The 15606-nt window shown below is 28.0% G+C and carries 14 protein-coding genes; 11 read left to right on the top strand and 3 right to left on the bottom strand.

All coding sequences use genetic code 11. The annotated features are described in order from the left end of the window. The first annotated feature begins 1 nt into the window (after window position 1). The 6 genes from KO506_RS06165 (at window position 2) to KO506_RS06140 (ending at window position 5903) form a co-directional block, all read left to right on the top strand. Window positions 2-229 (top strand): hypothetical protein, encoded by a 228-nt coding sequence (locus KO506_RS06165; protein WP_215994022.1) that lies wholly within the window; start codon window positions 2-4, stop codon window positions 227-229. Window positions 230-276: 47 nt separating this feature from the next. Beyond that, the gene (locus KO506_RS06160; protein WP_215994021.1) at window positions 277-1038 is read left to right on the top strand and encodes an exodeoxyribonuclease III; all 762 of its coding nucleotides are present in this window, start codon (window positions 277-279) and stop codon (window positions 1036-1038) included. Window positions 1039-1081: 43 nt separating this feature from the next. Beyond that, window positions 1082-2392, top strand: coding sequence for a lytic transglycosylase domain-containing protein (locus KO506_RS06155; RefSeq protein WP_215994020.1), 1311 nt, complete (start codon window positions 1082-1084; stop codon window positions 2390-2392). A gap of 108 nt (window positions 2393-2500) precedes the next feature. Further along, a complete protein-coding gene (locus tag KO506_RS06150) occupies window positions 2501-3478 on the top strand; it encodes a DUF4837 family protein (RefSeq protein ID WP_215994019.1) in 978 nt (325 codons plus the stop codon). A 261-nt stretch (window positions 3479-3739) separates the two neighbouring features. Then, window positions 3740-5335 carry a T9SS type A sorting domain-containing protein gene (locus KO506_RS06145; protein ID WP_215994018.1) on the top strand — a complete coding sequence of 532 codons (1596 nt, stop codon included), beginning with the start codon at window positions 3740-3742 and terminating at the stop codon, window positions 5333-5335. Between the two features lie 70 nt (window positions 5336-5405). Further along, window positions 5406-5903, top strand: a complete 498-nt coding sequence (locus tag KO506_RS06140) for a DUF1761 domain-containing protein (protein WP_215994017.1) — start codon at window positions 5406-5408, stop codon at window positions 5901-5903. A gap of 64 nt (window positions 5904-5967) precedes the next feature. On the opposite strand, the gene trpS is transcribed toward KO506_RS06140, so the two are convergent. Further along, window positions 5968-6936, bottom strand: a complete 969-nt coding sequence (gene trpS, locus KO506_RS06135) for a tryptophan--tRNA ligase (protein ID WP_215994016.1) — start codon at window positions 6934-6936, stop codon at window positions 5968-5970. A gap of 121 nt (window positions 6937-7057) precedes the next feature. On the opposite strand from trpS, the gene KO506_RS06130 reads away from it, so the two are divergent. Beyond that, the gene (locus KO506_RS06130; RefSeq protein ID WP_215994015.1) at window positions 7058-7849 is read left to right on the top strand and encodes a lysophospholipid acyltransferase family protein; all 792 of its coding nucleotides are present in this window, start codon (window positions 7058-7060) and stop codon (window positions 7847-7849) included. Continuing rightward, the gene (gene trhA, locus KO506_RS06125) at window positions 7821-8459 is read left to right on the top strand and encodes a PAQR family membrane homeostasis protein TrhA (protein ID WP_215994014.1); all 639 of its coding nucleotides are present in this window, start codon (window positions 7821-7823) and stop codon (window positions 8457-8459) included. The genes KO506_RS06130 and trhA overlap by 29 nt, the downstream gene beginning before the upstream one ends. Here trhA and KO506_RS06120 read toward each other — a convergent pair. Then, a complete protein-coding gene (locus KO506_RS06120; protein ID WP_215994013.1) occupies window positions 8454-8930 on the bottom strand; it encodes a CYTH domain-containing protein in 477 nt (158 codons plus the stop codon). The two genes, trhA and KO506_RS06120, sit on opposite strands and share 6 nt — an antisense overlap. A gap of 31 nt (window positions 8931-8961) precedes the next feature. Beyond that, window positions 8962-9936: a class I SAM-dependent methyltransferase gene (locus KO506_RS06115; RefSeq protein WP_215994012.1), complete on the bottom strand. Its 975-nt coding sequence runs from the start codon at window positions 9934-9936 to the stop codon at window positions 8962-8964. A gap of 100 nt (window positions 9937-10036) precedes the next feature. Between KO506_RS06115 and KO506_RS06110 the strand changes: the two genes are divergently transcribed. From KO506_RS06110 to KO506_RS06100, 3 genes are read left to right on the top strand one after another with little or no spacing between them, the layout of a single operon-like run. Further along, entirely contained in the window at window positions 10037-12364 is a 2328-nt protein-coding gene (locus tag KO506_RS06110) for a hypothetical protein (protein WP_215994011.1), read from the top strand. Continuing rightward, complete coding sequence (gene recO, locus KO506_RS06105) at window positions 12364-13086, top strand: DNA repair protein RecO (RefSeq protein WP_215994010.1); 723 nt, start codon at window positions 12364-12366, stop codon at window positions 13084-13086. The genes KO506_RS06110 and recO overlap by 1 nt, the downstream gene beginning before the upstream one ends. Further along, window positions 13086-15578, top strand: a complete 2493-nt coding sequence (locus tag KO506_RS06100) for a TonB-dependent receptor (protein ID WP_252726799.1) — start codon at window positions 13086-13088, stop codon at window positions 15576-15578. The genes recO and KO506_RS06100 overlap by 1 nt, the downstream gene beginning before the upstream one ends. Window positions 15579-15606: the final 28 nt, after the last annotated feature.

The following is a 15606-nucleotide window of genomic DNA, read 5'->3' as shown; positions in this document are numbered from 1 at the left end:
TATGGAATATTTAGCAAAAAAACCGGGTTTAGTAATTTTTTTCTTAATGCTAATCTTTATTACAATTTTAGACTTAGTTTTTAAAATTGATAATTCAATTATTAGAGTTGTAATTGCAGCACCTTTGGCCGCATTTTTATCACCAAGAAAAAGGAAAATTAAGACACAAGCAGGAGATAAAACAGAAATAACTTGGCTTTTTTTAAAAGAACCAATATTTGTAGATTAATAATAAAGTAAAGAGATTTTTCTCTAGAGGATAATTAAAAGTGACAAATGAAAATAATATCATACAACGTAAACGGAATTAGAGCAGCATTAAAAAAAGGATTTTTAGATTGGTTGCAAGCAGCGAGTCCAGATGTAATTTGTATTCAAGAAACCAAAGCGCATAAAGAACAACTAGATTTATCGTTGTTTGAAGAAGCAGGTTATCCTTATCATTATTGGTTTTCAGCACAAAAAAAAGGATACTCTTCTGTAGCTGTTTTATGTAAAGAAAAACCAAATCATATAGAATATGGAACAGGAATTGAAACTATGGATTTTGAAGGTAGAAACCTAAGAGTAGATTTTGATGAGGTTTCTATTATGAGCCTGTATTTACCTTCTGGTACAAATTCTGCAAGGTTAGATTATAAGTTTACTTATATGGATGAATTTCAGGAATACATCAACAATTTAAAACAAGAAATTCCGAATTTGGTAATTTGTGGAGATTATAATATTTGTCACGAAGAAATTGATATCCATAACCCAAAAATGAAAGGTGTTTCTGGTTTTTTACCTGAAGAAAGAACTTGGATTGGCAAATTTATAAATAACGGATTTATAGATAGTTTCCGATTTTTAAATCAAGATATACAACAATATTCTTGGTGGAGTTACAGAGCAAATTCTAGAGCAAATAATAAAGGATGGCGTTTAGATTATGCAATGGTTTCAGAGCCTTTAAAAGACAAAATTTCTAGAGCTTATATTTTATCCGAAGCAAAACACTCAGACCATTGTCCTATAGCTTTAGAATTAGATTTATAATAAAAAATACAAGGTTTCTCAGATTTGAAGCCTATAAAAATAAATGAAGAAACTTTTCTTATTCCTTTTAATTACCAATGCTACTTTTTCGCAACAAGAAACAGATAGTGTATCAATTGTAAAAATAGACACTTTAATTGTTGTTAAAGAAGCTATAAAAACACCTGTTGTTAAAGAATTTTTTACAGATAATGATTTAAATCTTATAGATAGTCTTTTGGTAGATGAAAGATTCAGCTCACCTTTAATAGACACTTTAGAATATGTTATAGATGATAAGGATATAAAAGGCAATTACAATCCAGTATTAACTACAGATTTAATGAAGATTCGTTTGGCTAGTTTAAACGAAAAAACACCTTTTAACTTAGCTTTTAATCCTGCTTTAGAAAAGGTGATTAATAGCTATCTTAAATATCGAAAAAAATATTACCCAGCTTTAATGGCAAAAGCAAAGTATTATTTTCCAATGTTTGAGCAGTATTTAGATCAATATGACATTCCTTTAGAAATGAAATATTTAGCTATTGTAGAGTCAGCTTTAAGACCCAAAATAAGGTCTAGAGTTGGTGCTTCTGGTTTATGGCAATTTATGTATGGCACAGGAAAACAGTTCGATTTAAAAGTAAGTTCTTATGTAGATGAAAGATACGACCCTGTAAAATCTACAATTGCAGCTTGTAAATATTTAAGTCAGTTGTACAGAATTTTTGGAGATTGGGATTTGGCTTTAGCAGCTTATAATTCTGGTCCAGGAAACGTATCTAAAGCCATAAAACGTTCTGGAGGTTTTAAAAATTATTGGAATATAAGACCTTATTTGCCAACAGAAACAGCAGGTTATGTACCAGCTTTTTATGCAACTATGTATATTTTTGAATATGCAAATGAGCATAATATTCATTCAGAATTACCTAAGTTTTTTAATTTTCAGACAGATACAATTCAAGTAAAAAGAACCATTTCTTTTGATCAGATTTCAGAAACAATTAATGTTGATGAACAAGTTTTATCTTTCTTAAATCCAGCTTACAAGTTAGATATAATTCCACATATAAAAGATCGTAATTATGCAGTTAGGCTTCCATCAAATAAAATTATCGACTTTTTAGATAAAGAACAAGAATTATATGCTTTAGCAGATTTAGATGATGCTAAAAGAGAAAAACCTTTACCTAAGTATTTTGAAATGGATAAACGTATTCGTTACAAAGTACAAAGTGGAGATTATTTAGGTAAAATTGCCAATAAATTCGGAGTAAGAGTTAGTAATATTAAACAATGGAATGGTTTAAAAACCAGTAATTTAAAAATTGGTCAAAGACTTTATATTTATCCTAAGAGAATTCGATAAATTCTTTATTTTTATAGTAAAATTGTAATCTGTTTTGATTTAGTTAAAAATGGAACAATTTTTGGTAATAAAAGAAAAACTAACTTTAAATACATAAAAACGAATCTCATGAAAAAAATACTTTCAATACTAACCTTAACGATTTTACTATCTTCTTGTGTAGGGAATGATAAAATGATTTTAAGAGAATCTATAGGTAAGATTAATAAAGTGATGGTCGTTGCAAAAATTAGCGATTGGACAGGAGATGTTGGCTCAGAAATAAGAAATTCTTTTGGCGAATTACAAGTAGGTTTGCCACAACCAGAACCAATTTTATCTGTATCTCAAGTTGCGCCAAATGGTTTTAGTTCTATGATGAAAGCCAGCAGAAACATTTTAATAATTAACGAGGGTGATACAGAAAACTTTACGGTTAAAAAGAATGTGTATGCAAAACCACAAACAATTGTCTATATTCAAGCAAAAGACGATACTAGTATTATAAAAATTCTTCAAGATCGTAAAATGGAAATAAGAAGAATATTTTTAGATGCTGATATCAATTTTACAAAAAACATTTTTTATAAAGATAGACTAGATGATTCTCAGTTTTTAACATTGAAAAATCTTGGAATTTCTTTAACAATACCAGATAAATTTAATAAAGTAGATGATACAGGAGAGTTTTTATGGTTACGTAACCATTTAACAAGTGGAATAGCAAAATCGGGTAGCAATAATATTTTGGTTTATTCAGTACCTTTAGAAGATAAAGAAACTGTTTCTGATAGCATTGTAGCCATTAGAAATAGAATTGGTAAAAAATACATTCCTGGTTCTAAAGAAGGGATGTATATGATAACAGAAAAAGCCTACACGCCTTTTACTTTCGATGCTGAAATTGATGGTAAAAAAGCCTATGAAACTCGTGGTAAATGGGAAGTAAAAGACGATTTTATGGCAGGTCCATTTTTAAATTACACTATTATCGATGAAAAAAATAATAGGTTAATTGTTTTTGAAGGGTTTACTTATGCACCTTCTGTAAGTAAAAGAGCTTTCTTGTTTGAGTTAGAAGCAATTGCAAAATCTATGAAAATATAAGTGGTTTTTTGTTTTTTTTATAAAAATAACAAAAAATATTGTTCTTTTTGTAAAAAATATAAATAGATATAGTTTTAAAGTTTTTTTGTTTTATTAATTACATTTAGTAACAGTGTTATTGTTTAGTTTTAATAATGTGTTACTAAATGTAATTGTAACTTACTAATATTATGCTGTTTAGTGTGGTTTGTTAACTGCTGTAATTTTGCCTTTTAAAATAAAAAGGTTAATATTGTTTTTTATCACCATAATCCCCCCATTATGAAAATTGCATTTAGTTATACAGGTAAAACTGTATTTATTAATTTTTTGAAATTAAAAATTAGTTATAAACACAAAAAGTTTTTAATAAACTTAAATCTTAAATTGATAATTTTCTTATTATCAATATCTCCTTTTTTCTGCTTTTCGACAACTAAAATATCAAAAGCTAAAATACTAGATTCTAGAAATTTTAGTAAATCAGATTCTTTAAAATTACCTAAAACCACTGTATATAAAGTTTCAGATTTAGATACAGATTTAGATGGTGTTTCTGATATTTTAGATTTAGATGATGATAATGATGGTATTTTAGATAATGATGAAGGCTTTAGAAACCTCCATTCTCTAAAAAATGAGGGTATAGTAATAACGATTAATGGTTCTTGGGTTTTAGTAGATACATCTGTATATTTTATTCTTCCTCCAGATTTAAGTCATGGTGATGAGTTTTGGGTCCCATTTTTGGGTTTAGAATATGTTAAAGCAGTAAGAATAAGGTTTGAAAATACTGAAAATGGCATAAAATTTATTCAAACAACTGCAAAACATACTATTGGTAATGACCCAGATTTAGATACTAATTTAAATTATGATTTTGATAATGGAGGTATTATAGCTCCTGTTGCACTGGCAGATGAAGACGAAGGTTATGGTGTTGCAAGTATTATGTATTTAGATAAAGTTATAATTTCTGACTATTTGAGTACTTCTGGTAAAATTTGGGAAGCTATAGAATTAGATACAGATAATGATGGGTTAATTAATAGTAGAGATACAGATTCAGATAATGATGGATGTTCAGATGCAATAGAAGCCCAGAATAATATACCAACAACTGCTACTTTAATTGGTGGTAGTATAAATGGAGGTAGTTTAGAAAACTTAGGTGTAATCTCTAATAATTATGGAATTCCATTACCTTTAGGTACTATCAATGGAAATGAAACTATAGGGCAAAGTAATAATAATACAGCAATAATTTCTGAACAGTTAAACATTTTACCTCTTACTGATATTAGTGCAAATTCTGGTGATAATGTAAGTGTAACTGTTACTGCTTCCGCTATTAAAACTGCTACTTTTAATTTAGGAATCCCTAATTATTCAGATGCTTATGGTTTAGAAACATCAGATTTAATAGAATATAAATGGTATAGAAAAGATAATTTAAATTCAGTTGTATCTACTTCTAAGACATTAGTTTTTAATGATGTAAGCATAGCTAATTCTGGTGATTATATTGTAGAAATAAAAGGAGCAGGAAACACATGTGTATTTCAAGAATCTGTCTCTATTACTGTTGATGATGTTCTTGGTATAAGTGATAATTATAAAAAAGAAGATTTAAATTTTGTGGCTTATCCAAATCCATCAAAAGGAAATGTAAACCTTTTATTAAATAGTATTAAAGAAACAGAAGTAAATGTTTATTTATTTGATATTACTGGTAAAGAAATTTATTCAGTTAAAGAAAGGCTAAATGAAGGCGAAAATAAAATTCAATTTAGTGTTAAAGTAGACCCAGGAGTATTATTCTTAAAGGTTGTAGGTAAAGAGGTAAATTACGGAACATCAAAAATATTCTTTAAATAAAAATTTATAACAAGCTTATAATCATAATGCTATTTTGTTATATTTGATGTTAAACCAAAACTTTTTTATCATGGAAATGAATTTTTACATCTTATTTATTGCAGCAATTGTACCAATGTTTATTGGTTTTCTTTGGTATGGACCATTATTTGGTAATGCTTGGATGAACGAAATGGGCTTCACAAAAGAATCTTTAGAAGGCCAAAATATGGCTAAGATTTTTATATTGAGTTACATTTTTAGTCTTATTGTTGCTTTCTTTTTACAATTTATAGTTATACATCAAATGGGTATTTTCCAAACTTTGGTAAATGAGCCTGGTTTTAATGATGAAACAGGTGAAGCATTTACCTATTTTAAAGATTTTATTGCGAATTATGGAGATCGTTTTAGAAACTTTAGACATGGAGCAATACATGGAGTAATGTCTGGGCTGTTTTTTGTATTGCCAGTTTTATCTATAATAGCAATGTTTGAAAAGAAAACGCTAAAATATGTAGCTATAAATGCAGGGTATTGGATTGTTACCCTTGCAATTATGGGAGGAATTATCTGTCAATGGTTATAGAAAAAAATAATTACACATAAAAAATGCCGCTTTTTAGCGGCATTTTTTGTTGGTGATATATAATTTAATATCCTATTTTTCCTCTTACTCTTTTTAAAACATCGTTAGCTACCAAAGTTGCTTTTTCAGCACCTATAGTTAACGCTTCGTCAATTTCATTTTTGTTTTCCATAAAATGATTGTAACGTTCTCTAATTGTAGCAAATTTTTCTAGAATTAATTCGTACAAAGCTTGTTTTGCATGTCCATAACCATAATTTCCACCTTCGTAATTTGCTCTCATTTCAGCAATTTGATCATCAGAAGCTAATAATTTATAAAGTGCAAAAATATTATCAGTATCAGGGTTTTTGGGTTCTTCTAAACCTTTGCTATCCGTTTTAATAGACATTACTTGTTTTCTTAGCTTTTTATCTGCTAAAAAAATATTAATAATGTTATTTCTAGATTTACTCATTTTTTCGCCATCAATACCAGGTACTAATTTTGTATTTTCTTGAATCTTAGCTTCTGGTGCAACTAATGTTTTACCAACAATGTTATTAAAACGATTGGCAACATCTCTAGTCATTTCTAAATGTTGCAATTGATCTTTACCTACAGGTACAATTTCTGCATCATACAATAAAATATCTGCAGCCATTAACATTGGGTAAGTAAATAAACCAGCATTTACATCTGCAAGTCTGTCTGCTTTGTCTTTAAAACCGTGAGCTAAAGTTAATCTTTGATAAGGAAAAAAACAGCTTAAATACCACGTTAATTCTGTTACTTGTGGTATATCACTTTGTCTGTAAAATATAGTTTTGTTAATATCTAAACCACAAGCAAGCCAAGTAGCAGCAACACTATAAGTGTTTTCTCTTAATAAATCTCCATCTTTAATTTGCGTTAAAGAATGCATATCTGCTATAAAAATAAAAGATTCATTTTCTGGGCTATTAGCCATTTTTATAGCAGGTAAAATAGCACCTAATAAATTTCCTAAATGTGGTGTTCCTGTACTTTGAACTCCAGTTAAAATTCTTGACATTTACTTATAATTTTAAGATAAAATTAAAAAAGTGTGTTATAAAAAACACTTTAAGAGCGCAAAAATAAGGTTTTGATTTATAAAATCAATAAACAAAAGAATATTAGTATTTTTGATGTTTATGAAGTATTTAAAAATACCTTTTCTATTAATTTGGCGCGCTTGGTTTTACATTTTAATGGTAATAACAATTTTGTTGATGCTACCATTTTTGTTTGTATTAACAGCAAAAGAATCTTACTATCCTACCTTTTGGAAAATGGTTAGAATTTGGTCTAAAGTATTAATTTACGGAATGGGTTTTCGTTTAAAAATACAAAACGATCAAGTAATAGAAAGAAACAAAAGTTATATGTTTTGTCCAAATCATACTTCGTTAATGGATCCTTTTGTGTTAGTTGTTCTCAGTAAAAATCCAATTGTTTTTGTAGGTAAAAAAGAGTTTGTAAAAATACCAATCTTTGGTTTTTTCTATAAAAAGGTAGTTATTATGGTAGATAGAAGCGACCCTAAAAGTAGAAAACAAGTATTTGAATTGGCTAAAAAGAAATTACAGAATGGTACAAGTATGGCTATTTTTCCTGAAGGATTAGTGCCAACTGAAAACAAAGTTTTAGCCCCTTTTAAAAAGGGAGCTTTTAGTTTGGCAATCGAATTCGGAATGCCAATTGTACCACAAATTTATTACGATTGTAAGAGACTTTTTTCTTGGGATTTTTTTAAAGGATCTCCAGGAGTTTTTAGAATTCATCAACATAAATTTATTGAAACCAAAGATTTAAAAATGGAAGATGTAGAGCGTTTAAAACAACAAACTTTCGATTTAATGTATGATGATTTAATAAACGACAAAAAATTTATGAAAGACACAAACAGACCTAATAATGAGCGAGAATTTAAATCACCTATATAGCAGTAAAGAAGAGAAATTAAATATAATTTCTCACGGTTTTGGATTGTTTTTAAGTGTTGTAGCTTTTCCTTTTTTAGTAATAAAATCTCTTAATTTTGAAGATTTTTGGAAATTAAGTAGCTTTATTATTTATGGTTTAAGTATGATTATTTTGTATGCGGCTTCTACTTTTTATCACGCAGCAAAAAATCCGAAGAAAAGAAGACGCTTAAATATTTTTGATCATGCAGCTATTTATGTTTTAATTGCTGGTAGTTATTCGCCTTTTTGTTTGGTGGGTTTAGATTCTGAATTAGGATGGTATATGTTTCTGTTTGTTTGGCTTTTTGCGTTAACAGGTATTGTTTTAAAGTTGTTTTTTACAGGTAGATTTGATAAAATTTCTACTGCAATGTATTTGCTTATGGGTTGGCAAGTAATGTTTTTTATTAAACCCTTAATGAGTAGTATTTCTGCTGATAATTTTCAATATTTAGTGGCTGGTGGAGTATTTTATTCTGTGGGTGCAATTTTGTATTCTATTAAAAAAATACCCTACAATCACGCAATTTTTCATCTTTTTGTGTTGCTAGGCAGTTTTAGTCATTTTTTTGCAATTTATAATTTATAAAAACCAATTTTTAAAAGGGTTTTGACTGATACTCGAGTTGTAATATTTGATGTTTCCAGTAACTTCTTTGCCTAACCAATTAGGTTTTTTAAAAGACTCATTTTCTGAATTTAGTTCAATTTCTGCAACAATTAAACCATCATTATCACCATAAAATTCATCAACTTCATAAGTATGATGTTCGCTTTTTACTAAAAAACGAGTTTTATCAATAATAGAAGGCTCACATAATAAAAGTAATTCTTCAGCTTCGTTTTTATCAATTTCTTTTTCCCATTCAAAACGTGTAGTACCAGAAGAATTTGTTTTTCCTTTTATGGTTAAAAATGCTTTGTCATCAGCAATTCTAACTCTAACAGTTCTGTTTTTATCAGAATTTAAATATCCTTGTTTTATCGTTTTTTTTTGATAAGCTTCAGATTTAAATTCGTCATTTATCACCAAAAATTTTCTTTCTATTTCTAAACTCATTTATCTTATTATTAATTATGTTGAAAATTGATTAATAGTTTTCATAAATTCCGAAAATAAAATCAGATTTATTTTTTTTTAAATAATCATCTTCTAATAAAAAAAGGTTGTTTAATATCATTTCTTTTTCATCATTTAGCTCATAAAAATGATGGGATATATCTCTTAAAACACTCATTAACAAATTTCCACCATATGGTTTTTCGATAATAATTTTAAAATTCTTATGAATAGCTGGAATTATATTTTCAGAATCTATACATTCAGAAGGATCTGCAAGGATCATTCTTAAAAGACCAACACCTCTATATTTGTTTTTATATAATTTACTTCTAAATCTTGTTCTGAATTTCTTTGGAATTATTTTAATACCCTTATTGATTGCCTTTATTTGTTCTGAAGAAAATTGATGCCTATTAGCACCTACAAATTCATTAATTATCAAATAGCCTTTAGGTTTTAAAGAATGTTTAATTTTACTTGATAATAAATTTTCAACATCTTTAAAATGATGGAGTGAAGAGTTAAATAAGATGATATCAAAATCATTTTCTTTAAATTCAAAAGAATCAATATTTTTAGCGAAAAATTTTATGTTTTTTAAGTTTTTAGAATTTGCTTTAATTCTAGCCTGATTTAATAAATTTTCTGCAATATCAACACAAATAACCTCTTTAAATATATCATTATGCTCAGCAAGATAAATTTCCTTATTGCACAAACCTGAACCTAGTGAAAGCAGTTTTAAGTTTTTTTTATCCTTAAGAAAATCAGTAACTAAAAAATTTTGGTAATTTGTGTTTTCATTTCCTGTAATTAATTTATTCCAACGTTTATTAACTTTTGGGATCGACCAAAAATAAGAAGATTGAGATTGAGTATTACTAAATGCACTTTTAGTTCTATTCTCTTCATTAAAGGTAAATTTGGATAAGAAAAATTTACTTCCTCTTTGGTGTATTTTAAAATAAGTATCAATAAAATCATCTAATGTAATTATTCTCATTTTCCTATTTTTAATTTTAAATAATAACAGAAGTACTAATATACCTGTTTTTATCGTTAATTTGCAATAATTAAATATCTTTGGTAATATAATCTGTTTTATGAAAAAAGTAATTTTTCTTCTTCTTTTATCTATGTATTCTACCGTTTTTTCTCAAATAGATTATAGTGATTCTTGGGAAGATTTTTATTCCTATAATAACGTAAAAGACTTTATAAAAGTTGATAATATTATCTATGCTTTAGCAGATAATGCCGTTTTTACTTTTAACGAAACTACTTCAGAAATTGAGAAGTTTTCATCTATACAAGGTTTATCTGGTGAAACTACTTCTGCAATTTATTATAGTAATGCTTTTGATCGATTAATAATTGGCTATGAAAATGGTTTAGTAGAGGTTATAGATGAAGATAATAGCATAACTATTTCTTCGGATATTGTTAATTTTAGTCAATCTGGTAATAAAAGTATTAATCATATTTCTGAATTTGGTACAACTTTATATTTGTCTACACCTTTTGCTATAGTTGAATATGATATTGAAAATTTAGAATTTGGTGATACTTTTTTTATAGGTAATAGTTCTACTTCATTAAACATTAACCAAACTTTAATTGATAATAATACTATTTATGCAGCTACTGAAGATGGTGTTTTTACAGCTGATACAAGCAACAATTTATTGATAGATTTTAATAACTGGAATCAAAGTTTTGAAGGTAGAGATTTTAGTAACATTTCAGTATTTAACAACCATGTCTATGTTTCTGAAGGCAATAAATTATATCAATTGAATAATGGAATTTTAACACAAGTTAGAGATTTTTCTCAAATGATATATGGCTTAAAATCATCGAGTTCACATTTAGCAATTTCGCTAAATAAAAATGCAATTATTTTAGATACAGCAAATAACGAAAGTGCAAATTTTACAACAATTACAGATTTTGATTTTACGCTATCAAATGCTTTATTTATAGATGAAACCATTTATTTAGCAACAGAAGAATTCGGAATTTTAAAAACATCTTCTTCTCTAGCTAATACTTTCGAAGAAATTCATCCAGAAGGCCCTTTATCAAATAGTGTTTTTTCTATTGATGTTAAAAATAGTGATTTGTGGGTTGTTTATGGGGGTTATGATGGAGTATATGCACCTTCACAAACCAAAAAAGGGTTTAGTCATTATAATGGAGAAGTTTGGTTAAATACACAATATGATCCTAATTTTCCTGTAACAGATTTAAATTATGTTTCTATAGATCCTAATGAAGAAAATAAAGTTTACATAAGTTCTTTTGGAGGAACAAATAATGTTAATTCAGTTTCTACAGGAGGTTTGCTAGTTGTAGAAAACGATGAAATAAATACATTTTATAATCATTTAAATAGTCCTTTAGCAGATATAGAATCAGCTAATCCAAACTATGTAACAGTTAGAGTTAGTGCAACTGCTTTTGATAGCCAAGGTAATTTGTGGGTAGCAAACATCAATCAAGATGAAGAGCTTAAGAAATTAACCCCAAATGGACAATGGAGTAGCTACGATATCAGTTCTATACAAACTGTTTTTGCTTTTGGATTAAGTGAAATGGCTATAAGTAGCAATAATACAATTTGGGTAGGTACCAGAAGAAATGGAGTATATGCTTATAATGAAACTGGAGATAGAAAACGAGCCTTAATTGCAACACCAAATTTAGGGAATTTACCAGATACAGATGTATTAACAGTTGCAGTTGATAAAAGTAGTAGAGTTTGGTTAGGTACTAGAGCTGGTATGGTTGTTTTTAGAAATGCATCTACAGTTTTTGATGCAGATGTTTTAAATGCAGAACCAGTTGTTATAGAAGAAAATGGAGTAGGAGAACGTTTGTTAGGAGACCAAAGAATAAATACCATTTTTGTAGATGGTGCAGATAATAAATGGTTTGGTACAGATAATGGAGGTGTTTTATACACAAATCCTTCTGGGCAAACTACTTTGGCAAATTTTAGTTCAGATAATTCTCCTTTACCATCTAACAGAATTTTAAAAATTAGAGTAGATGATAGTACTGGTAAAGTCTACTTTGCAACAGATAAAGGAATTGTAGCTTATAATAGTAATGTTGCACCTTTTGGAGAAGAATTAGCAGAGGTTTATGCATATCCAAATCCCGCTTTAAAAAATCACGAAACTGTAACTATTGATGGTAGAAATGGCACTCATTTGCCTCTAGGCACTAACGTGAAAATTTTAGATGTTGCAGGTAATTTAGTACATGAAACCAATGTTGTAGAAGGGCAAGAATTACAAGGAGGTAAAGTAGTTTGGAATAAGAAAAATTTAGCTGGTAATAAAGTTGCTTCTGGTATATATATTGTTTTATTATCTAATGATGATGCAACAGAAACTGCAACAGCAAAAATTGCAATTGTAAATTAATGGCAGTTGTAACAACAAAAGCAATTGTATTAAGCACATTAAAATATGGTGATACCAGTTTAATTGTAAAATGTTACACAGAAGAAGAAGGTGTAAAAACTTATTTAATTAGAGGTGTTCTTAAACCTAAAAAGAAAGGTATAAAAGCAGCCTATTTTCAGCCACTTACACAGTTAAGAATTGTTGCAAATCATAATAATAAAAGCACCCTAAATTCTATTAAAGATGTGCAAGTTATTCATCCATACAAAACCATCCATACAGATATTATAAAACAATCTGTGGTGTTTTTTTTGTCAGAAATTTTAACGAGTTCTATACAAGAAGAAGAACAGAATAAAACACTGTATAGTTATTTAGAAACTGCTTTTATTTGGTTTGATGTTCATAACAAGATTCCAAATTTTCATTTATTGTTTTTATTAAATTTAACTGGTTTTTTAGGGTTTTACCCAGACATGTCTCAAAAAGAAAAGATTGGCTTTAATCTTTTAGAAGGAAATTTTTCTGATAACATCCAAGATAAAAATGTGATTCATAAAAACGATTTTTATCAATTTAAAAAGCTGCTAGGCATAAATTTTGATGGTATAGAAAATGTGTCTTATAGTAAAGTTGAAAGACAATTGGTATTGCAAATGATTATTAAGTATTTTAAATTACATTTGGGCAGTTTTAGAGAACCCAAATCTTTACAAGTTTTAGAAACCGTTTTTAGTTAATGATGAAGCAGCTATATATTTTTGTTATTTTTTTATGTATAAGTAGCATTTCTTTTGGTCAAAAAGTTAAAATTTTTGATAAAGAAACAGGCAAAGTTGTTAAAAACGTAAATGTTTTTAATTCAGAAAATACAGTAAGTTTAACTACTGATAATAATGGTTTTACTGATATTTCATCAATAGAAGAAAATGAAGTAATCTTTTTTTCTCATTTATCCTATGCTGTTTTTAAAATAAAAAAATCGAAGCTTAGATTACATAATTTTATTGTAAATCTTACAAAAGAATCAGAAGAGTTAGATGAAGTTATAATTTCATCCTTTAAGAAAGAAGAAAAAGCAAAAAGAATTGCAGAACAAATTGCAGTGCTTTCTACCAAAGATATTCAAAAAATATCACCACAAACATCTGCAGATTTATTAGCTACAATACCTGGTATAAAAGTTCAAAAAACGCAATTTGGTGGAGGTAGCCCTGTAATTCGAGGTATGGAGTCTAATCGTGTTTTGTTAGTGGTAGATGGTGTTAGAATGAATAATGCAATTTATAGAAAAGGGCATTTGCAAAACTCAATTACTTTATCACCAAACTTACTAGACAAAACTGAAGTTGTTTTTGGACCATCTTCTGTAATGTATGGATCTGATGCTTTGGGTGGTGTTATTCATTATTATACAAAAACACCTAAATTATCCGAAGAAACTAAAGTAAATAGTCAATTATTTTCTAGATATTCTTCTGTAAATCAAGAAATAACTACCAATGTTTCTGCAGAGGTTAGTTTTAGTAATTGGGCCTCTTTTACAAGTGTTTCTTATTCTGATTTTGGTAATTTAAAAGCGGGTACAAATAGAAATCATGGTTTTGAAGATTGGGGAAAAGTCTTTTATTATTCAGAAAATGTAAACGGAAATTATTCAGAAAATCCTACATTAAATACAGATCCAAATAGATTAAAAAACACAGGTTATAATCAAACAGATGTGTTGCAGAAATTCTTTGTGCCATTATCTAAAAATACAGATTTAAAAGTAAACTTACAGTATTCTACCTCTTCAGATATACAAAGATTTGATAGATTAAATGAGTTAACAGATGCTACAGATGTATCTTCTTTAAAGTTTGCAGAATGGTATTATGGACCTCAAGATAGGTTGTTAATTTCATCTCAACTTTTAATAAATCCGAACAAAAATTGGTTAGAAAGTGGTTCAATTACTACTGCTTATCAAAATATTAAAGAGAGTAGAATTCAAAGAAAATTTGGAAGTTTAGATCGTTCTTATAGAGAAGAAACAGTTAATGTTTTTAGTGTTAATGGAGATTTTTCAGTACCTATTGATGTTGATAAAACAAGAATTTTTTCTTATGGTTTTGAGGTTGCGCACAATGATTTAGAGTCTAATTCTTATGGAAAAACTTTAAATATAGTAGATGGAGAAATTAATGGTTTTTCTGATGATTTTAAAGTGCAATCACGTTATCCTGATGGAGGAAGCAGTTATTTAAGCTCTGCACTTTATGTAGGTTACAGACAAGATGTAAATAGTAAATCTACTTTAAACTCAGGTATTCGTTTTACAAACACTCATTTAAAAGCAAGATGGATAGATGAAACCTTTTTAGATTTGCCAACTACAACAGTAAGTGCAAATAATTCAGCAATAACTGCAACTTTAGGATATGCTTATAAACCCAATAGAAATTGGCAGTTAAATGGAGTTTTGTCCTCTGGTTTTCGTTCTCCTAATATAGATGATATGGGTAGAGTTCGTGAAAAATCTGGTAATGTTACTGTGCCTAATTTTGATGTAAGTCCTGAATTTGCTTATAGTTCAGAATTTAGTGTGCAAAAGTATTTTAATGATAGAAAGTTTAGGTTTGGGGCAAATATTTATTATACTTTACTAGATAATTATATACAAAGAGATTATGTTTTAAATGATGATGGTAGTATAAAACAAGTAGAATTCGATGGTGAATTTGGTAATGCTGTAAACAATCAGAATAAAGGAAACGCATATATTTTAGGTTATACTGTTAATTATTTGGGTAAAATTTCTAACCAAATAAAAACATCAGGGTTTATAACCTATACCAAAGGAAGAACTTACGACACTGAAGAACCAATGTCTTCAATTCCGCCTTTATTTGGTCAGTTTGAACTAAATTATAAAAAAGATAAAATAGCTTTAGGAGCAGAATTTAGATTTAATAGTAAAAAAGATATTGAAGATTTTAACTTTACAGAAGGTATAGATAATCATGATTTAACGCCTATTGTAGATGCAAATGCTATAAATGATGAAGATATTTATTATGGAACACCAAGTTGGATGACTTTTGGCTTAAATGGAAGTTATGATGTAAATAATAACATTTCTTTACAAGCAAGATTAGATAATCTTTTTGATGAATATTATATAGAATTTGCTTCTGGAGTTTCTTCTCCTGGTAGAAATTTATCGATTTCTTTTATGGCTAATTTTTAAAGAATAAACCTTTATTTTGTTTACTTAT

It is taken from the genome of Polaribacter vadi, from assembly GCF_018861005.1.
Lineage (GTDB): Bacteria > Bacteroidota > Bacteroidia > Flavobacteriales > Flavobacteriaceae > Polaribacter > Polaribacter vadi_A.
Note: the sequence above shows the minus strand (reverse complement) of the source record. Positions and strands in the feature narration are given on the sequence as shown.